12 protein-coding genes are annotated in these 21,208 nt (G+C 62.9%); 8 read left to right on the top strand and 4 right to left on the bottom strand.

What is annotated here, in order from left to right; translation table 11 throughout:
- Window positions 1–284 precede the first annotated feature (284 nt).
- From BMZ66_RS21090 to BMZ66_RS21115, 6 genes are all read left to right on the top strand, one after another.
- On the top strand, window positions 285–2,789 hold the full coding sequence (locus tag BMZ66_RS21090) for a beta-glucosidase family protein (protein ID WP_092678116.1): 2,505 nt from the start codon (window positions 285–287) through the stop codon (window positions 2,787–2,789).
- A gap of 63 nt (window positions 2,790–2,852) precedes the next feature.
- Window positions 2,853–6,032: a SusC/RagA family TonB-linked outer membrane protein gene (locus tag BMZ66_RS21095; RefSeq protein WP_092678118.1), complete on the top strand. Its 3,180-nt coding sequence runs from the start codon at window positions 2,853–2,855 to the stop codon at window positions 6,030–6,032.
- A gap of 21 nt (window positions 6,033–6,053) precedes the next feature.
- Window positions 6,054–7,532, top strand: a complete 1,479-nt coding sequence (locus BMZ66_RS21100; RefSeq protein ID WP_092678120.1) for a RagB/SusD family nutrient uptake outer membrane protein — start codon at window positions 6,054–6,056, stop codon at window positions 7,530–7,532.
- 214 nt (window positions 7,533–7,746) lie between these two features.
- A complete protein-coding gene (locus BMZ66_RS21105; RefSeq protein ID WP_092678122.1) occupies window positions 7,747–9,003 on the top strand; it encodes a hypothetical protein in 1,257 nt (418 codons plus the stop codon).
- Window positions 9,004–9,170: 167 nt separating this feature from the next.
- Window positions 9,171–10,046 carry a glycoside hydrolase family 16 protein gene (locus BMZ66_RS21110; RefSeq protein ID WP_092678124.1) on the top strand — a complete coding sequence of 292 codons (876 nt, stop codon included), beginning with the start codon at window positions 9,171–9,173 and terminating at the stop codon, window positions 10,044–10,046.
- A 15-nt stretch (window positions 10,047–10,061) separates the two neighbouring features.
- Window positions 10,062–10,967, top strand: a complete 906-nt coding sequence (locus BMZ66_RS21115; protein WP_092678126.1) for a glycoside hydrolase family 16 protein — start codon at window positions 10,062–10,064, stop codon at window positions 10,965–10,967.
- A 280-nt stretch (window positions 10,968–11,247) separates the two neighbouring features.
- On the opposite strand, the gene BMZ66_RS21120 is transcribed toward BMZ66_RS21115, so the two are convergent.
- The 4 genes from BMZ66_RS21120 to BMZ66_RS21135 form a co-directional block, all read right to left on the bottom strand.
- Complete coding sequence (locus BMZ66_RS21120; RefSeq protein ID WP_092678128.1) at window positions 11,248–13,485, bottom strand: xanthine dehydrogenase family protein molybdopterin-binding subunit; 2,238 nt, start codon at window positions 13,483–13,485, stop codon at window positions 11,248–11,250.
- A gap of 113 nt (window positions 13,486–13,598) precedes the next feature.
- The gene (locus BMZ66_RS21125; protein ID WP_092678130.1) at window positions 13,599–14,579 is read right to left on the bottom strand and encodes an FAD binding domain-containing protein; all 981 of its coding nucleotides are present in this window, start codon (window positions 14,577–14,579) and stop codon (window positions 13,599–13,601) included.
- Complete coding sequence (locus tag BMZ66_RS21130; protein WP_439645770.1) at window positions 14,576–15,202, bottom strand: (2Fe-2S)-binding protein; 627 nt, start codon at window positions 15,200–15,202, stop codon at window positions 14,576–14,578. Before BMZ66_RS21130 ends, BMZ66_RS21125 begins: the two co-directional genes overlap by 4 nt.
- Before the next feature lie 42 nt (window positions 15,203–15,244).
- Window positions 15,245–15,781, bottom strand: a complete 537-nt coding sequence (locus tag BMZ66_RS21135) for a DUF4136 domain-containing protein (RefSeq protein WP_143080325.1) — start codon at window positions 15,779–15,781, stop codon at window positions 15,245–15,247.
- A gap of 378 nt (window positions 15,782–16,159) precedes the next feature.
- Between BMZ66_RS21135 and BMZ66_RS21140 the strand changes: the two genes are divergently transcribed.
- Window positions 16,160–17,770: a PQQ-dependent sugar dehydrogenase gene (locus tag BMZ66_RS21140; RefSeq protein WP_092678136.1), complete on the top strand. Its 1,611-nt coding sequence runs from the start codon at window positions 16,160–16,162 to the stop codon at window positions 17,768–17,770.
- Window positions 17,771–17,905: 135 nt separating this feature from the next.
- Window positions 17,906–21,208, top strand: coding sequence for a cyclic nucleotide-binding domain-containing protein (locus BMZ66_RS21145; RefSeq protein WP_092678138.1), 3,303 nt, complete (start codon window positions 17,906–17,908; stop codon window positions 21,206–21,208).

Below are 21,208 nucleotides of genomic sequence, written 5' to 3' on the forward strand. Positions count from 1 at the left end.
ATTCTGACCAGTATTTGAGGCGCGTAGACGGGGCACAGCATTTTTTGTGAATTATTTTTCACTTAACTGCACTTTTTTTCGTTGTTTTTTAGCCTGCGAAGTGAAAACATCAAAATGCGGGAATAGAATAGACAAGGCCTAAACCACACTTTTTGTGTGTGCAGCAAGCGTATAACACTATGGAGGCTTAAGCGCAAAAACAGCCAAAACACCCGTTCTAAGGGCTTTTCCGAATTGCGTTTGCCAAACACGTTCATATACATTTGGGCAACACTTCCCGCCCAATGTCCGTGTTTCGAGCTCTCCCCACTCTCCTTTCGACGGAGAAAATCCGTCCGTTGCCAACGGCTCCTGGTGTGCCCTTTGGCTGGCGCAAGCTGCTGCTGGCCCTGCCCCTTTTGGCAGCCTGCCAGCGAGGAGTAGTCCCTGGCGCCACCATCACTGCTGCTGCCGCACCCATAACCAGCGCACCCGTAGCAGCCGCAACAGCTGCGGCCTTTAGCCCGCGCGTGCAACAGCTGCTGGCGCAGATGACGCTGGAGGAGAAAATTGGGCAGATGACCCAACTCAACATTTCGGTGATAAATACCACCGGAGTGCAAAAAGACGTAGTGCTGGACTCGGCCAAAGCCGCTAAGCTGGTTCGGGAATTTCATATTGGCTCCTTCCTGAACGGCGAGGCTGTGCCCGCGGCCCAGTGGGTGCGCTACTCGGCCGCGCTGCAGCGCATTGCCCTGCGCGAGTCGCGGCTGAAGGTGCCCATTATCTATGGCATCGACCACATGCACGGGGCGAGCTACGTGGCGGGCACGGCCATTTTTCCGCACAACATCAACCTCGGCGCCACCTTCAACCCGGAGCTGGCTCGCCAAACGGCCCGCGCCACCGTGCTGGAGTCGGCCGACCTAGGCCACCACTGGGTGTTTGCGCCAGTGCTGGACCTGGGGGTGAACGCCTACTGGCCCCGCTTCTACGAAACCTACGGCGAAGACCCGCTGGTAGCCTCCCGCCTGGGCGCCGCCTTTGTGCGCGAGCTGCAGAACAACACCGAAATCGCCCCTTACAAAGTGGCCGGCTCGGGCAAGCATTTCATAGGCTACTCCGACCCCCGCAACGGCTGGGACCGCACCAACGCCCTCATTCCCGACCAGCGGATGCAGGAGTTTTTCCGGCCTTCGTTTCAGGCTGCAATCGATTCCGGCCTGAAATCCATCATGATTAACTCGGGCGAAATCAACGGTGAGCCGGTGCACGCGTCGCGGGCCATTCTCACGGATTTGCTGCGCGACCAGATGGGTTTCAAAGGCGTAGCCGTGACCGACTGGGAAGACATTATCCGGCTGGTGCGCATTCAGAAAGTGGCCGCCAATGAGAAGGAAGCCACCTGGATGGCCATCGACGCCGGCGTGGACATGGCCATGACACCCTACACCACCACCTTCTGCCGCCTGGTGAAAGAGCTAGTTCAGGAAGGCCGCCTCACGGAGGCGCGCATCGACCTTTCGGCGGGCCGCGTGCTGCAGATGAAGGACGAAATCGGCTTGTTTGAAAACCCCATGCCCCGCGCCGACCGCCTCTCCCGCGTCGGCGACCCCGCCCTGCGCGCCCAGGCCGTAGAGGCCGCCCGGCAGTCGTTGGTGCTGCTCAAAAACGACAAGCAGGCCCTGCCCCTGGCCCCGGCCCGCGTGAAGCGGCTGCTGGTGGTGGGTCCCTCGGCCGAGTCGCGCGCCAACCTTGCGGGCGGCTGGACGCTGGCCTGGCAGGGCCGCCCGGAAGACGCCTACCCCAAAGACGTGCCCACCCTGGTGGAAGCCCTGCGCAAGGAATACCCCAACGCCAAAGTAGAAACCCTTCCCTACCGCGATGCCAAAGGCAAGATGCAATTGACCAGCATTGCGGCGGCGGCCAAACAGGCCGATGCCATTGTGCTGGCCTTGGGCGAGCGCCCCTACACCGAAGGCCTGGGCAATACCTCGGACCTGACCCTGCCCGACGACCAGCAGCAGCTAACCCGGGCGGCGCAGGCCAGCGGCAAGCCCACGGTACTCGTGGTGATTGGCGGCCGGCCCGGCATTATTCGGAGCGTGGCCGATAAGTCGACGGCCATCATTTGGGCGGGGCTGCCGGGGTACGGCGGGGGCACGGCCCTGGCCGAAGTCATCAGCGGCAAGACCAACCCGAGCGGCAAGCTGCCTTTCACTTACCCGCAGTTTGCGGGCCACATCTCGAACTACCACCACGACAACAACGAGAACAGTCTCGACCTGAGCGACTTCGGCGCCGGCTTCGAGCAGCGCGGCCCCAAGTATAAAAGCTCCATGCTCACGGAGTTTGGCGAGGGCCTGAGCTACACCACTTACGCTTACTCGGGGCTGGCCCTGAGCGACTCCATCATCAGCGGGCAAGGTGGCAAGCTGCGGGCCACGGTGCGCGTAGCCAACACCGGCACCCGCGCCGGCCAGGAAGCCGTGCTCTGGTTTCTGACCGACGAGGTAGGCCGCATTGCCCGCCCGGTGCGCATGCTCAAGCACTTCGATAAGCAAGCCTTTGCCGTGGGCCAGGCCCGCGACATGGCCTTCGACATCGACCCCCTGCGCGACCTGAGCTACCCCGACGGCCAGGGCCGCCCCCAGCTGGAAAACGGCTGGTACACCCTGCGCGTGGGCTCCCAAACCGTCCGCTTCCGCTACGCGGGTGGGCCGGTGGCCAGCACCACTACGGCTCCGGCCGGCGCTACCGGCGCCGTGCTACCAGCGTCCCGCACTGCTCAGCCCGGAGCACCCAAGTAGCCCGGACCGCCTTCTCCGAATTCAAACTTTTCACCATTCGCTTACCTCTTCACACTTCCCACCATGAAGCGAAATCTTTACTTTAATGCGCTGGTACGCCGCACTGCGGTGGTGCTGGCGTGCGGGCTGCCTGCCCTGGCAGTGGCAGCCCCAACTGGGCCTGAATTGCTGCTGGCCCGCCCCGTGGCCGACGTGCCCGTATCGGGCCGCGTGGTTGGGCCCGACGGCGTGGGCCTGCCCGGCGTGACGGTGCTGGTGCGCGGCACTAGCTTGGGCACCAGCACGAGCCCTGATGGCTCGTTCAGCCTGACGGCTCCGGAAGGCAGCACGCTGGTCTTCAGTTTTGTGGGTTTCACTACCCAAACGATTGTGGCGGCGGCCAACTTGGGCGCGGTCAACATTACGCTGAAAGAAGATGCCCAGAAGCTGAACGAAGTGGTGGTGGTGGGCTACGGCACCCAGCAACGCGGCAGCGTGACAGGCGCAGTGTCGTCGGTTTCGGCGCGGGATATTGCCACGCAGCCGGTGGCCGATGCCACGCAGGCCCTGCAGGGCCGGGCCGCGGGCGTCACGGTGACGTCGAACGGCGGCGCCCCGGGCGGCGCGGCGGGCACGTCCATCCGGGTGCGGGGCATCACCTCGGCCGGCAATAACAACCCGCTGTACGTGGTGGACGGCTTTCCGCTGCCCGAGGGCGGCGACAACCAGCTGAACGCCATCAGCCCCAACGACATTGAAACCATTGACATTCTGAAGGATGCCTCGGCCACAGCCATCTACGGCGTGCGGGCTGCTAATGGCGTGGTGCTCATCACCACCAAGCGGGGCAAGGCCGGCGTTTCGACCATCAACGTGGATGCCTACCGCGGCGTGCAGCAGGTGTGGCGCAAGCTGGACCTGCTGAATGCCAAGGAGTACGCGGTTATCAACAACGAAAACCGCATTGCGGGCAACGAGCCCATAGTGGTGCCCGCCTTGCGTAACCCCGAAGCCCTGGGCGAAGGCACCAACTGGCAAGACGAGGTATTCCGCCGAGCGGCCATTCAGAACTACGCCATGTCGGCCACGGGGGGCAGCGAGAAGGCCCGCTTCGCGGTGTCGGGCAGCTATTTCCAGCAGGACGGCACCATCATCGGGTCGCAGTTTGAGCGCTTTACGCTGCGCGCTAATGGCGACCTGCAAGTAAACAAGATGCTGAAGCTGGGCAGTAACATTGCCCTCACCAACCTCAACGACCGGCAGGTGAACACCGGCGGCGGCAACGATGGCGAACGCAACAACGAGTACGGCACCGTGCAGCACATGCTGCGCATTCCGGCCACCATTCCGGTGTTCCGGCCCGACGGCGGCTATTATGAGCCGCGGGGCCAACAAGACAACTTCGTGGAGGAGAACCCCGTGGTAGCCGCCACCCTTACCAACCAGAAGTTTGTGCGGAACCGGGCTCTCACCACGTTTTTCGCGGAGCTGGAGCCCGTGAAAGGCCTGCGCTTCCGCACCAACGTGGGCGCCGACCTCATTTTCAACAACTTCAACTCCTTCCGGCCTTCGGTAGCGGAATTGAGAGTGCAGCGTGTGGACAATACCAGCGGAACCCCGGTCACTGTCACCGACACCTACTCGACCCGCTACAACCAAGCCGGCGCGTCGGCCACGTCGGACTACAACACCAGCTACCTCATCGAGAACACGGCAACGTACGACCACCTCTTCGCCGACAAGCACCAGGTGACCGTGCTGCTGGGCCAGTCGGCGCAGGTTATCAATACCCAAAACGTGCAGGCGTATCGCACGGGCTACCTGCGCAACGACCTGCAGGTAATCAACTCCGGCCCCATCAACACGCTGCTGGCCAACGGGGGCAACATCACCCCTCGCCAAAGCATTGCCAGCTACTTCAGCCGCGTCAACTACGAGTTTGCCGGCAAGTACCTGTTCTCGGCCATTGCCCGCTACGACGGCATCAGCAGCTTCCCGCCCGGCGATAAGTTCGGCTTCTTCCCGGGGGTGTCGGCGGGCTGGCGCATTTCGGAAGAGGACTTTTTGAAAGGCAACCGCACCATCAGCAACCTGAAGCTGCGCGTGGGCTACGGCCGGGTGGGCAACCCCAACAACGCGGGCCGCTTTGCTTACCTGTTCGCCATCAACTCGGGCATTCAGTACCCCTTCGGTAGCGCCGGCACTATCTCGAACGGGGCCGCCCCCACCCGCCTGCCCAACCCCGATTTGCGCTGGGAGAATAACAACCAAGCTAACTTCGGCATCGACTTTGGCTTCCTCGACAACCGCTTCGAGGGCAGCATCGACATTTACGACCGCACCTCGCCCAACCTGATTGCGCCGGTGCCAGTGTCGCTGGTGTCGGGCACGTTTGAGCCCGTGAACCGCAACGCGGCTTCGGCCTACAACCGCGGCATCGACTTCTCCTTCACCTCGCGCAACATTCAGGGCAGCGGCACCGCCCTGAACTGGTCGACCACCCTGAACGTGTCGGCCTACAAAACCGAGCTGGAAAAGCTGGGCGTGGGCTACCCCTACGACGGTCTGAGGGGCCTGAGCGGCGTGATAGTGCGTTACGACGAGGGCCAGGCCTTCGGCTCCTTCTTTGGCTTCCAGGCCGATGGCCTTTTCCAAACGCCGGAAGACGTGAAGAACCACGCCATCCAGGGCGGCGCCGCCCCCGGCGACATCCGCTTCCGCGACATCAACAACGACGGCATCATCAACGCCGACGACCGTACCTACATCGGCAACCCCAACCCCAAGTTCACCTACGGCATCAACAACACGGTGAGCTGGATGGGCTTCGACCTGAACGTGTTTCTGCAGGGCTCGCAGGGCAACAAAATCTACAACCAGAACCGCTACCTGCTGGAAAGCCCTTTGTATGGCAATAGCAGCGGCAGCACCCGCGTGCTGGGCCGCTGGACCGGCCCTGGCACCAGCAACGACGTGCCCCGCGCCGTGGCCGGCGACCCCAACACCAACCTGCGCGTGAGCAGCTACTACGTGGAAGATGGCTCCTACATGCGCATCAAAACCCTGACGCTGGGCTACAGCCTCCCCAAAAGCCTGACGGACAAAGTAGGCGGCAAGCAGGTACGGGTGTACGTGAGCGGCCAGAACCTGCTGACCCTGACCAAGTACTCCGGCTACGACCCCGAAGTGGGCGCCCGCGGCGTGGACCTGGGCGTGTACCCCCAGCCCCGCGTGTTCCTGGCCGGCCTGAACCTTGGTTTTTAATCTTCTAAACGACTCAACGAGATGTCTATCTTCACCAAATACACTTGCGGCTCCCTGCTACTGAGCCTGGGCTTGCTCACGGGCTGCGGCGAGAAGTTTCTGGAAGAAACCCCCACCGACCAGGTAACCGACGCCAACTTTTATAAAACCACCACCGATGCCATTCAGGCCACCGACGCTATTTACAGCGAATTGGGCAAGGGCGGGCAGTACAACTACGCCCTGTGGAGCATCGGCGACATCGGCTCCGACCTGTCGAACACCGGCGGCGGCGGCGGCGGCGACGGCATTGAGCAGCAGCAGCTGGACCGCTACGGCCGCATTCCGTCGACCAACCCGCTCGTCAGTCGCCTCTGGGGCGGCTGCTACGTGGGCATTGGCCGCGCCAACATTGTGCTCCAGAAAGTGCCGGGCATGCAGATTGACCCGGCCATTCAGCAGCGCAGCCTGGGCGAGGCCTCGTTCCTGCGGGCCAAGTACTACTTCGACCTGGTGCGGGCCTTCGGCGATGTGCCTTTGCTGACCACGCCGCCCACCACGCTGGCTGAGGTGAACATTCCGCGCACTCCTGTAGCGCAGGTGTATGCTCAGATAGAAAAAGACCTGCAGGAGGCCTTTATCAAGCTGCCCGCCTCCTACAGCGGTGAAAACCTGGGCCGGGCCACCAAGTGGGCCGCCGCGGCCCTGCTGGCCAAGGTGTACCTCACCGAAAACAAGCTGGGCGAGGCGGCCACGCAGGCCCGGCTGGTTATCTCGTCGAGCGGCAAGTCGATGTGGGACGACTACGCCGACAATTTCAAGATAGCCAACGACTACGGCAAAGAAGCGCTGTTTGAAGTGGGCTATATCTCGGGCCGCAACGAGTACACCTTCGACGGGCTGGGCTTTGTGGGCAACGAGTTTTTTGGCCCGCGCGGCCAGGGCATCGTGCCCCAGGGCGGCTACGGATTCAACATTCCCGAACCTGATTTTGTGGCGGGCTACGAGGCCGGCGACCGGCGCCGCGACGTGACCATCTGGAAGCCCGGCGACGTGTACCCCGACGGCCGCGTGCAACCCGCTACGCTGCCCGGCTCGCCCAACGGCTACGGCGTGAAAAAGTGGTTCATCGGCAAGGTGAACACCAATGTGTGGGACTCCGGGCTGAACATTCCGGTCATTCGCCTGGCTGAGGTGTACCTGATTCTGGCCGAGGCCGCCGGCCCTACTACCGAAGGCCTGGAGGCCATCAACAAGGTGCGGCGCCGCGCGTTTGGCCTGCCCATCAACTCGGCTTCGGCCCGCGACCTCACGGCCAGCCTCAGCGCCCAAGCCTTCAAGGAAGCCGTGTGGCGGGAGCGCAAGTACGAGCTGGCGTTTGAAAACGACCGGTGGTTCGACATGAAGCGGACCGGCGAGCTGCTGAAATACCGCGGAGTTGAGCCCTACAACATAGTGCTGCCCCTGCCCCAGTCCGAGCTCGACGTGAACCCCGGCCTGAAGCAAAACCCTGGCTACTAAGCGCTGGGCCTTCCCCACATTTATAGGGTGGCCACCGGTAGTCGCTGAAACGGCCCGGTCCGACCGCCCTAGGCGGTCCGACCGGTTGTTGGAACAACGATTTCCGCCGCCTGACAACCGGTCGGACCGCTTAGGGCGGTCGGACCGGAGAAACCTAAAAGGTGAGTAAGCACAAGCTATTAAGCCCTTCCCCTCAACTTCTCTTCGAATTTCCATGAAAAATATAGTACGCGCAGCCGCCCTGGGTTTCCTGGCCGTGCCCCTGCTGCTGGCCTCCTGCCAAAAAGACAACGACAAATACGAGCTGAGCGGCCCCGTGCCCCAATCCAGCTTCACCTACCAGGTCGACGCCACCGAATTCCCGACGGTGGTCACCTTCACCAGCACCGCCAAAGACGGCTTTTTGTACCAGTGGAATTTCCTGGGTCAGAACGCCGTGCAGAGCGGGGCTACGGTGAAGCGCACCTTCCCCCGGGCCGGCACCTACGAGGTGGAGCTGATTACGGCCGGGCGCGGCGGCACGGGTATCTCGGCCAAGCAAACCATCACCATTCCCGATGCCTGCACCAATAACGCTTTTAGCAAGCTGGTGGACTGCGCCGGCGGCGGCACCCGGGTGTGGTCGTTCTCGAACCAGCCCGGCGCGATAGTGCGCGAAACAGCGGCAGGCGTGCAGATTTCTTCTTCAACCACGCTGCCCGCCTGCCAGCTCGACGACCAGTTTTCGTTCAGCAACGGCTTCACCGTCAACTACGAGAGTGCCGGCGGCACCTTCCAGAACGGTGCCTGCGGTAACTCGCTGAACCGAAGCAGCAACTTCGTGTTCCGGCCCAACGGCAACAACCCGCAGCTTGTGGTGCAAACCAAAGGCGGCTTCATTGGCCTGCCCGACTCGGTGTCGAACAAAACCTACGACATCCTGGAAGCCACCGACACCCGCCTGCGCCTGCGTGGCACCAACCCCGACGGCACCCGCACCATCGTCACGTATTCCATCTACGACGCCACGGCGCCCATCAAGCTCCTGCTCACGGGCGGCTCTTCCAAAACCTGGAAGCTGGACAATGCCACCGATGCTCCCATTGTGGTGGGCACCGAAGCCGCGCCCACGACCTACTTCGCCGGCGTGAACGCCGGGGACCTGCCCGCCTGCCAGTCCGATGACGAGTACACCTTCACAACCGCCAACGTGATGACCTACGAGGCCTTTGCCGAAACCTTCTCGGCCAACGGCTTCAGCTGCCAGGCGCCGCAGTCAGGCACTTCGCCCTTCGTGTTTGGCCCTTCGGCCGGAGCCGGGCTGGCCCAGCTCACCCTCACCCGCCCGGGCGCGTTCATTGCCACCACCGATGCCTCGCCCACGGAGCGCGTGTACCGCATTCTGTCCATCGACGCGCAGAAGATGACCATACGCGCCGGTAGCGGCCTGAACGGCGGCACCGTGTTCACGGTGAAGATGGTAGCCAAATAGTCGCACCTAAGTAACTGTAGTTAAGCAAGAAGCACTTCATTCCGAGCTTGCCGAGGAATCTCGCTCGCGCCTATAGGCGGCGCGGATGACCCCTGCGAGATTCCTCGGCAAGCTCGGAATGACGTTCTTATTTAGCTGAACGCTCAGCTCTATTCATTAGCTAAAACATGAAATTATCTTCCCTTACTACCCTCTTCACCGGCCGCTTGGGCGCGGGCTGGCTGCTGGCCCTGGGCCTGGCCGCCTGCACTGAGAAGGCGAGCACGCCGCCCATTGCTACCCCTCCCACCACCCCGGTGGTGCCGGTGGTGAACGAGGAAGCGCGCAACTACGCCGACTACAGCAAGCTGGTGTGGAGCGATGAATTCGACGGCAGCGTGCTCGACGCCAGCAAGTGGTCGTACAACCTGGGTGGCGGGGGCTGGGGCAACAACGAGCTGCAGAACTACACCAACTCCGGCGACAATGTGTACCTGACCGGGGGCAACCTCGTGATAAGAGCCATCCGGCAGCAGTCGGGCAACAACGCCTATTCGTCGGGCCGCATCCTTACCAACAACAAAAAGACCTTTCAGTACGGCCGCATCGATGTGCGCGCCAAGGTGCCCAAGGGCAAGGGCGTGTGGCCGGCCATCTGGATGCTAGGGTCCGACTTCGACCAGGTGAACTGGCCCATGTGCGGCGAAATCGACATCATGGAGCTGCGCGGCAGCCAGCCGCTGCAGTTTCTGTCGACCATGCACTTCGGCAACAGCTTTGCCACCCGCGCCAACAAGGGCTTTACCAAAGTGCTGACCACGGACATCAGCGAAGACTTTCACGTTTTCACGGTGGTGCGCAGCCGCGACCTGCTCCGCTTTTTCTACGACGGGCAGCAGTACTACTCGTTCACGAACGCCGACGCCAACCCGTTTCCCTTCAACAACCCCTTCTTCATGATTTTGAACGTGGCCGTGGGGGGCGATTTCGACGGCGACCCTACTCCCAACACGGTATTCCCGCAGCAGATGCAGGTCGACTACGTTCGCTATTACCAATACTAATAATAACCAGTGCGCATGCCAGCCAGAAAAGGTGGGAAATTTAGACTGGCTGACGTGCGCAGTCGTGGCCTAGCCACGCTGGCCCGGGTGGCGGCGGTATCCAGCACATTGCTGCTGAGTGCCGCTGCCCCTGTTGGGCCCCTGGCGCCTCCGCCCACCAAGCCGCGCTACACCTTCGACAAGCTGGTGTGGAGCGACGAGTTTAACTACACCGGCCTGCCCGATTCCACGAAGTGGACCTACGACGTGGGCGGCAACGGCTGGGGCAACAAAGAGTTGCAGTACTACACCAAAAACCGCCGCGAAAACGCCCGCGTCGAGGGCGGCAACCTCGTCATCGAGGCCCGCAAAGAAGCCCTGATGCCCGAAAATGCTTACACCTCGGCCCGCCTGGTGTCGCGCGGCAAGGGCCGTGGCGGCAGCCAGACCTACGGGCGCTTTGAGGTACGGGCCCGCATTCCGGGCGGCCGCGGCACCTGGCCCGCTATCTGGATGCTGCCCGACGAAAACCCCTACGGCAACCACAGCTGGCCCGACAACGGCGAAATCGACATCATGGAGCACGTGGGCTACGCCCCCGGCGTGATTCACGCTTCCACCCACTGCAAGAGCTACTACTTCCGCACCAACAACCAGAAAACCGGCGTCACACTAATGCCGGATGCCACTACTGCCTTCCACGTTTACGCCATCGAGTGGACGCCCGAAACCATCACGGCCGAAATCGACGGCCAGCTGTATTTCGCGGCCCGCAACGAAGGCACCGGCTGGGAAGCCTGGCCCTGGGACAAGCCCTTCCACGTGCTCCTGAACGTGGCCGTGGGCGGCGAGTGGGGCGGCCAAAAAGGCATCGACGAAGCCGCCTTCCCCGAGCAGATGCTGGTGGACTACGTGCGGATATATCAGATGAAAAAGCGCTAGGCTTACTATTGATGACAGAGTTACTGCCCTTTAACTAAGTGTGGAACGAATCACCTTTAATTTCTGCCAAAAAGACCCCAGCCGGATTGGCTGGGGTCTTTTTTGATGGGCTGTTATGTTCCGGCAGTAGGTAGTGAGAATGTAGCGCGGTCGTACCCGGAGGGATTTTGTAGTCCGCGTGCCCGCGCCGTTAAAGTCGTTCGGGTTTCCGCCAGGGACGTGGACTACAGAGTCCCTCCGGGTACGACCGCGCTACATCCTTGCTGCACAACAGCAGTTACTAAATCAATTTATCCGGCGTAATCGGCAACTCCCGAATGCGCTTGCCAGTTGCATTGAAAACCGCATTGGCAATGGCCGGGGCCACGCCAATAATGGCAATCTCGCCAATACCCTTCGTACCCAGCGCGTTCACGTGCGGGTCGGGTTGGTTCACGAAAAACACGTCCACAGCCGGCGCATCGGCGTGCACGGGCACGTGGTATTCGGCCAGGTCTTTGGTGACGTAGCGGCCGAACCGGTCATCAATTACAGCCGCTTCCATCAAGGCCATGCCGATGCCGCCCACGGCTCCGCCCTTCATCTGGTTACCGGCAGTTTTCTCGTTGACGATGGTGCCCGCATCAGCACAGGAAACCAGCTTGCTCACCCGCACCTCACCCGTAAGCGGGTTCACCCGCACTTCGGCGAAGTGAACGGAGTAGGAATACATGGAGTAGTTCTTGTTGTGTTCGCCATCGGGCTTCGATTCCACGGTTACGAAGCCGTTATCGGTCTGCCGGAGCAGGTCGGCGTAAGTAGCGCGGGCAGTGGGGTTGCCGTTCAGGGTCAGGTAACCATCGGCGAAAACGACATCCTGCGTTTTCGCGGCCGCGAAGGCTCCGTTGCTGGCGCCGGCCATGGTGCGCAGCTTTTCCTTCAGGGCCAGGCAAGCTTCCTGCACGGCCGGGCCCACGGTGTTCACAATGGCCGAACCGCCCTGCGTAGGCGCTTGCGCAAACTGCGAGTTGCCCCACTCAAACCTAATTTTATCGGGCGAAAGGCCCAGCGTGTCGGCCGCAATCTGAGTCATGGCCGTGCCCGTACCGGGGCCGATGTCGGTGACGGCGCTTTGGAGCAGCACCGTGCCGTTGGGCAACAGCCGCACGTTGGCCTTGGAAGAGCCACGGTGCGCCCCGAAGGTGCCCACGCCCATGCCGTAGCCTATTAGCCACTCGCCGTCGCGCAGGCTGCCGGGCTTCAGCTGGCGCTTGTTCCAGCCGATGCGCTCGGCGCCGGCCTGGTAGCATTCCTTCAGAAACTTGCTCGACCAAGGCAGGTTTTTCTCAGGGTCTTTATCAGTGTAGTTGCGCAGGCGAAACTCCATCGGGTCAATATTCAGCAAGTGCGCCATTTCGTCCATGGCCGACTCCAAGGCAAAAGCGCCGGTGGCCTCGCCGGGGCCCCGCATCCAGATGGGCGTACTCACGTCGAGCGCCGCAATGCGGTAGCGGGTGTTCACGTTGGGCGCCGTGTACATCATGCGCGTCTGCTGCACCGTCGACTCGGTGAACTCCTCGTAGCTCGACGTCTGGCCGGTGGCTTCGTGGGTGATGGCCGTGATTTTGCCGTCGCGGGTAGCGCTCATCCCAATTTTCTGCCAGGTGTGCGGGCGGTAGCCCACCATGGTGGTCATCTGCTCGCGGGTGAGCACCAGCTTCACCGGCCGGTTCACGATGCGGGCCGCAATGATGGCCGCCGACTCGTGTGGCCAGCTGTGCAACGCGTTGCCAAAGGCCCCGCCCACGAACGTGGCAATGACTTTGACGTTTTCCTCGGGCAGCCCCCACTCCTTAGCAAAGTCACGCCGCGTGGCCAGGGTGCCCTGGGTTTTGTCGTAGAGCGTAAGGCGGTCGGGCGCCTCCCAGTGCGCCGTGATGGACTGTAGCTCCATGGGGTGGTGCACTTCCGTCGGAATAACGTATTCCGACTCCAGCTTCACCGCGCCGGTCTTGTAGGCGTCGGCCGTGCCGCGCACGTAGTCGGCCACCCCCGATTTGGGGTTTTTCTTGGCCTGGGTGGGCACAAAGCCTTGCTTCACGCCTACCTCCATGCTGGTTTCGTGCTTTTCTTGGTCGTACTGAGCCTTCACCAGCCGGGCCGCGAAGCGGGCGCGCTCCAGCGTATCGGCCACCACCACGGCAATGGGCTGGTCGTTGAAGCGCACTTTGTCGTCGTTGAATACTTTCAGCCGGCCGCCCACGGTTTGGGGCTGCGAGGGGTCTTTGCCCGTGGGCACAAAGCCCGGCACCTTGGGCGAGTTGACGTGGGAAATAACGGCCAGCACGCCTGGCGCCCGCTCGGCGGCCCGGGTATCAATGCTTTTGATGCGGCCCTTGGCGATGGTGCTGCCCACCAGCACGCCGTAGCTCATGCCGGGCAACTGGTATTCGGCCGAGTACGTGGCCGCGCCGGTCACTTTCAGGCGGCCATCTACCCGGTTCATGCCGGCCCCGATTTGCTTATTTGGCTCTTTCATAATGCGGTTAGCGTGTAGAGACGCGTATTCGCGTCTCAATCGTTGCTGATGTTATTTAGTCTGCGCGGGCTTAATCTTTCAACGCCGAGACGCGAATACGCGTCTCTACATCATCAGGCGGCCGCTGCCGTTTTCAGGGCCTGAATCAAGGTATTCGGCGCCAGCTTCAGCTTGTATTCGTTGTGCTTGAAAGCCTTGGCGCCCTGCATGGCCACGGCCGCCGCCTGCCGGAAGGTTTCCTCAGTGGCGGGCTTGCCCACCAGCATCTGCTCGGCGGCGGTGAGGCGCCAGGGCTTGTGGGCCACGCTGCCAAAGGCCAGCCGTGCGGACTTGATGGTGGTGCCATCCAGGTCAAGCGCGGCGGCGGCCGATACAAGCGCGAAGGCGTAGCTGGCGCGCTCGCGCACTTTGTAGTAGCTCACGTGCTTGGTGAAAGGCCCATCGGGCACGTCCACGGCCGTGATGAGCTCGCCGGGTTCCAGGGTGGTGTCTTTCTCGGGGGCGTCGCCGGGCAGGCGGTGCAGGTCCGTGAACGGAATGCGGCGGTCGCCTTTGGGGCCGCTCACCAGCACAGTAGCGTCGAGGGCCACCAGGGCCACGCTCATGTCGGAGGGGTGCACGGCGATGCACTTGTCCGAAAAGCCGAAGATGGCGTGCATGCGGTTGATGCCTTCTAGGGCACCGCAGCCGGTGCCGGGCTCGCGCTTGTTGCAGGGCATGGCCGTGTCGTAGAAATAGGGGCAGCGGGTGCGCTGCAGCATGTTGCCGCCGGTGGTGGCCATGTTGCGCAGCTGGGCAGAAGCCCCGGCGTTGATGGCCTGCACCAGCAGCGGCTGCCGCTCGCGCACTTGGCGGTCGTCGGCCACGGTGGAGTTCAGGGCGAGAGCACCGATGCGCAGGGCGTTGCCCTGGCGTTCGATTTTGGTGAGCGGCAGGCGGTTGATGTCGACCAGCTTTTGCGGGGCCATCACGCCGCGCTTCATCAGGTCGACGAGGTTGGTACCGCCGGCAATGAACTTGGCGTTGCCGTCTTTAGCTACCGCGTCAATGGCGGCCTGCTGCTTGCTGGGCCGGATATAATTGAACTGGTTCATACCTTTTGCCCTCCGTTTTTCACTTCCTGAATGGCAGCCACAATGTTGGTGTAGGCCCCGCAGCGGCAAATATTACCGCTCATGTACTCCCTGATTTCGCCTTCTGAGTCGGCGTGGCCTTCGCGCACGCAGGCCACGGCCGACATAATCTGCCCCGGCGTGCAATAGCCGCACTGGAAGCCGTCGTGTTTCACAAACGCCGCCTGCATGGGGTGCAGCTTGTCGGCGTCGGCCAGGCCCTCGATGGTGGTGACTTTCTTGCCGTCGTGCATCACCGCGAAGCTCAGGCAGCTGTTCACGCGCTGGCCATCGACGTGCACGGTGCAGGCGCCGCACTGGCCGTAGTCGCAGCCTTTTTTGGTGCCGTTCAGGTTCAGATTTTCGCGTAGCAGGTCGAGCAGCGTGGTGCGCGGCTCTACTTTGAGCTTGTATTTTTTGCCGTTGACTTCCAGCTTGAGCGGGACTTTCTCAAAAGCCGCCGCCACCGTTTCATCAAACTGCGCGGACGCCGCCTGCACCACCGGGCCGGGCACCAGGGCCAGGGCCGTGAGCAGCGACGACTGCTTAAGAAAATACCGGCGGGCCTCGTCGTGCTGGGCCGGCTTGTCGGATTCGAGATTCATAGCCATGAAAAATAGAGAGGGGCGGTAGACTAGCCCAATGATTTACTGCGGTGATACCGGGAATTTAGCGAATAAGGCTGTAATGGCCTTGTCAATCCGTTGCGTGAGCTTGGCTTCGTCGGGCGTGAGCACGCTTTTCACCGAGCCTTGCCAAATGAGTTCCTGCTGGGCGGCATCGACCAGCTCGATGGTGGCGGTGCCTTCTTCGTAGCGCCCCACCACTACGTCCTGGCTTTGCCAGTGGTACCGGCGCTGCCCGATATAAACGGGTGCTTCCTGAATGCGCGTTTCGCGGGTTTGCACCTTCTCCTGCGTCACTACGCCAATGTTTACTAGCATATCGGGCGTGTCGGACTGCTGGTAGCCGCGTCGGCTCAGCTCGCGCCCCACCACCTGCTTGAGGGTGGCAATGCCCGTGCCGGGGCCCTCAAAAGCCGCGTCGTTGCGGGCCGTGACGTCCATGAAATTATACGTTTTATAAGACCGGAAATTGACGTTGGGCTGCGGGCGGGCGTACTGCACCTGCTCGCTGGCACAAGCCGCCAGGCTCAGCAGGAGCGCAAAGAGAGCGTATTTCATGGGGTAGAAGTAAAACAGGAAGTCCGCCCCAACGCCCACCTGGGGCCGAGAACGCACGAAAGCTGCTGGGATAAGCACTGCAAGGCCGTTGTTATACGTCGGCACGCAAACAGTAGCTGTGGTGGAGCTTACCTAAAAGCTGTTTAAAAAACCTGTCATCCTGAGCGCAGCGAAGGACCTTATCAGGACAGAACGATTGGCAGTACTATTCTTGCTACAGCTTCTTACGTGATAAGGTCCTTCGCTGCGCTCAGGATGACAGGTTTTTTGAATTGCTAAATAGCTTGGCCTGGTGCCGCTGCAGCAAGCAGAAGCGTAGAAACACGCCCCCTGTCTTTGCAGTAATGTACCCATCTTCTGAATTCAACTCCTTCCTGTATGCGGGTTTTTGGCATTGTTGGCAGCGTGCTGCTTGCGTTATTTCTGCGGCCTGCTGCGGCCCAGACGGTCACCGGCGCAGCAGGTGAAGAATTTGCCGTGCGCGTGCTGGCCCGGCAGCTCAGCGACCCTTGGGAGGTGGCTTACGGGCCAGACAATCACCTCTGGCTAACCGAGGCCAAGGGCTACCGAGTCAGCCGCCTCGACCCTGCCACCGGCACCCGAACGGTGCTGCTCGACCTGAACGCGCAACGGGAATTCCCGCGCTACGACAAGATTCCCGACTCGGCCGACGGCGGCAAACCCTGGCCCCAGGGCGGCCTGATGGGCTTGGCCGTGCACCCCCAACTACTGCAGGGCAAGCCCTACGTGTACCTGGTCTACATCTACCGTTTTGCCGGGGCCCAGCAGCCGGGCAAGGGCGGAGCAGCCAACTACGGCGGGCATTTTTTCACCACGCGCCTGGTGCGCTACGAGTACCGCCCGCCGCAGCAGTCGCTCATCAACCCCGTTACGCTGTGCGATACCCTGCCGGGCAGCAACGACCACAACGCCGGGCGCCTGCTCATCGCTCCGGTCAATGGCCAAGACTACTTATTCTATAGCACCGGCGACTTGGGCGCGGGCCAGTTCGACAACGCCGGCCAGCCCAATCACGCCCAAAACCCGCACCGCTACGCCGGCAAAATGCTGCGCTTCCACCTCGAACCCGACGCCGACACTGGCCCCACCGACCAGTGGCTGCCCAACGACAACCCCTTTGCCACACCCGCCCGCCAGTCGGCGGTGTGGAGCCTCGGGCACCGCAACGCCCAGGGCCTAGCCTATGCCGTGGTGGGCGGCACCGGCCGCCTCTACGAAACCGAGCACGGACCTTATTCCGACGACGAAGTCAACATCATCGAGCGCGGCCGCAACTACGGGCACCCGCTCATCATCGGCTACGCCGACAACAACTATAACGGACTGGCGGCCGGCGTCACGAAGCACGCTGCCCTGCCCGGCGCCTGGAATACGAGTTACCCCTTCATCAAAAGCGAGCAAGCCAATGCGAAGGCCATCGGCGCGGCTACCTACCGCGACCCCATTGCCTCACTCTACCCCAACTCTCATGCCTTCCTGACAAAGTTGTATGCTAAAACCCGCGCGGGCGACAAAGACGCCCCGGACTGGCCCTCGGAGGCCCCCAGCAGCCTGGCCGTGTACACAGCCACGGCCATTCCGGGCTGGCAAAATTCGTTACTGATGCCCACTCTCAAGCACGGCAAGCTCATTCGCCTGCAGCTGAACGCCGCCGGCACGGGCGTTACCGGCGACACCCTGGTGTACTTCCGGGCGCCGGTTCGCTACCGCGACCTCGCCCTCTCGCCCGATGGCACACGTCTGTACCTGGCCACCGACAGCGCCTCCGTCACGTCTGGCCCGTCGAAGGAAGACCCTAAGGGCACCAGTTGCAAGGGCTGCATTCTAGAATACACCTACCTGCGCGGCGGCACCCAGGCCACAGCCGCCGCGCCCACCCCAGCCGGGCAGTGGTGGCAGCCTGGGCGGGTGAGCCCCGCCACCGGGCCCCGCGTGCGCCGGGCTGCTGCCCCGCCTGTCCGCAAGTAGTCAGGCAGTCGTAAAACCCTTGATGCCGGGCTTCTGAATTCTTGGCAGTTCTTACCGGGCCGATGGGCGGCGAAGGCACCGGGGCCCCGTATCTTTGGCTACGGCCGTGCCCGGTGGTGCCGGCGCCTCTTCTGCATGATTTCTGCCACCTCTCTGCAACGCCTATTCGGCATCAAGGCCAGCGAAACCCGTACGGTGGGGCTGTTTTTGCTGCACAACTTTCTGCTCGGCATCGGCTCGGTGCTGGTGTACGTGGCTGCCAACGTGCTGCTGCTCGAGCACGACCCCGAGCACAGCCTGCCGCTGGGCTACATCGCCGGTGCCTTGGCCATGATGGCCGTGAGCAAGGTTTATACCTATTTCGAGCACCACTACCTGCTGCGCAAGCTGGCCGTGCGGGTGCTGCTGGCCGTGGTGGCCCTCACCGGCGTGGTGGGCGTGCTGGTGGCGGTGGGCCACTCGGTAGCGTCGGCCGTGGCCGTAATGGTGGGTTACCGACTAATCTACCTGCTCACCAATCTGGAATTCTGGGGCGTGTCGGCGGTGGTGTTTGATGTGCGGCAGAGCAAGCGGCTGTTCAGCGTTATCAGCTCCGGCGACATGCCGGCCAAGGCCCTGGGCGCTTTGCTGGCGGCCCTCATTCACGGCGACGCTCAACTGCCCGTGCTACTGGGCGTGTCGTTTGTGGCCTACCTGGGCGCTCTGTTTGCCCTGCGCTCCACGCTCAACTCCCACGTGGTGGAAGCCGCGGCGCGCCCCATGCGACACCTGCAGCGGCCCCAGGCCCGGCTGGTGCGCCTGTTTGGCGGCAGCGAGTTGGTGCTGGCCATGTGCCTCAGTCTGATGGCCATTGCGGCCGTGCTCACGGGCGTGGAATACATGTTTTTCATCAACGTGAAGCACCGGTTTCACGCCTCGGAAGACATTACCCGCTCGGTGGGCTGGGTGCTGGGCCTCACCTACCTGGCGGCCATGTTCTTTAAGCTGATGGTGAGCCGGCAGGCCCTGGAGCGCTATGGCGTGCAGTGGTCGCTGCAGCTGCTGCCGGCCGTGGCGCTGGTGCTATTAGCCGCTTTTGGTGGGGTGCAGCTGGTGGGCTTTTCCAGCCAAGCGGTATTGCTGGCGTACTTCTGTGGCCTATACCTGCTGCTGGAAGTGCTGCGCCGCACCGTGTTCGACCCGGTTTTTCTGGTGCTTTTTCAGCCACTGGCCCCGCCGCAGCGCCTGGCGGCCCACACCCTCGCAAAGGGAATTTTCGAGCCGCTGGGCCTGGGTCTCACGGGACTGCTGTTTTTCGGACTGGGCTATGTAGACAAGCTTAGTGGCCCGCTACCATTTATCTGGATGGGGGGCTTGCTGCTGCTGGCCCTGCTGTTTTTGCGGCGCACCTACCGCGCCTACCTGGCCGAGCTGAAGGATGGGCTAGGCCGCCGCTTCGCCGAAACGGCCGAGCTTGCCCTCCCCGATGCGGCCCTGCAAGTGGTGCTGGCCCATCTGCACAGCGCCCGCCCCACCGAGGTGCTCAACGCCGTGGCCTGGCTGCGCCAGCGCGAGCCCGCCGCCCTGGCCAGCCACGTGCCCACCCTGCTCGAACACGCCGATGAGCGGGTGCGCCTCGCCCTGCTGGCCACCCCCGAGGTGCGCCCCCTGCCCGCCGAGGCCCTGCAGGCCCTGGCCCAGCGCGACCCCGCTCCCGCTGTGCGCACTGCGGCTGCCCAACAGTTGGCCACTGCGGTGCCCGAAGCGTCCTTCTTAACGGCCCTGCTCACTGGCACCGATATGGCCGCCCGCGAAGGCGCTATTCGGGGCTGCATCGAGGCCATGCCCCAGCACGGCGCGGCCCAACGCAGCTTGCATGAGCTGCTGCGCCAGCCTTCGCCGGCTGCTACCAAAGCAGCGCTGTCGTTGCTGGCCTACTACACAGCAGAGGCCCAAAGCCAGCTAGTTGAGCGCAGCGTGGCCAGCCCCGATACCGACGTAGCAAATGCCGCCCTCACCGCCCTCGGCACCCTGGGCCACACCCGGCTGGCCCCCCACTTGCTGCATGCCCTGCGCGACAAGCAGCGTTGGCAGCCTGCCGCCGACAGCCTCGTAGCCCTAGGCCCGGATGCCGTGCCACTGCTGCGCGATGCCCTCCCGCACGACGCCAACAACGCCCACACCCACCGCCTGGTCACGGTACTCGAGCGCCTCAACAACTCCGCTAGTCGGGTCGTGCTCGTCGAGCTGGCCCAGGCCCCTAGCTTGTTTTCCCGGGGGCTGGCGCTGCGAGCGCTACGCCGCTTCCCAGCCGTACCTGCCGATACGGCCATCTTTGAGCGCCTGCTGCGCGAAGAATTTGAGCTGGCCAGCCAGCTGCTGCAAGGCCTGCTGAGTGCTTCGTACCCCGCCCTCCGCGCCACCGTCGACTACGAGCTGATGTTGCTGCACCAGCGGGTATTTGGCCTGCTTGCCCAGCTCTATGATGCCGAGCTGGTCGCCACCGCGCAGCGCAACGTGGCCCACGCCGCGCGCGAGCGCCAGGCCAATGCCCTCGAAATTCTCGATAACCTCATTCCGCGGCCCATCTACCAGGGCCTGCAAGCCCTGCTCGATGATGCGCCGGTGTCCGAGAAAGCCCGGCTGTTTGCCACGCTCACGGCGCCGGCCCGGCCGCAGGGACTTGCCGTGGGTGCAAAGGCCGCGGGCAGGGCAGCCGCCGCCACCCTTGCCGCCACCGATTCCAAGCCCCTACCTACCCTGTTACTGCGCCGGGGCCACCTCGCTTTCACATCCTGGACGCTGAGCGTGGCCCTGCGCCACTGGCAGCCCACCGAGCCCGACGCCCCGGCCCTGCTGCGGCCTTACCTACAGTCGGACCACGCGCTGCTGCGCGAAAGCGCCCAACTTGCCCTGCCGGCGCTGTCAGCTCACCAGGGCGAATCCGTTGCGGCTTTGGCTACTTCCCTTTCTGCTCACCCCTCTTCTCACCCTGCCATGATTCACTCCCCTGCCGCCGAATCCCGTGTATCTGCCCTGGAGCGGGTGGTGGTGCTCAAAAGCACCGCCCTTTTTGCCCAAACCCCCGAAAACGTGCTGAGCAGCATTGTGCCCATTATGCGGGAGGTGACTTTCCAGGAAGGCGAGGAAATATTTGCCAAGGGCGACATCGGCACGTCCCTCTTCATCCTGCACGACGGGCAGGTGGGCATCTTCAACGGCAACCAGCAGCTGGCAACTTTCGGGCCCGGCGATTTCTTCGGCGAGCTAGCCCTGCTCGACACCGAGCCCCGCTCGGCCTCGGCGGCCGCGCTGAGCGAGGTGCTCGCCTTCCGCCTCGACCAGGAAGATTTCTACGACGTGATGGAGGAGCGCGGCGAGGTGCTCCGCAACATCCTGCGCATGCTGTGCCAGCGCATCCGCCTCCAAAACGAAAAGATGCGGGAGCTAGCCGCGTAG

Source organism: Hymenobacter arizonensis (assembly GCF_900115775.1).
Taxonomy (GTDB): Bacteria; Bacteroidota; Bacteroidia; order Cytophagales; family Hymenobacteraceae; genus Hymenobacter; species Hymenobacter arizonensis.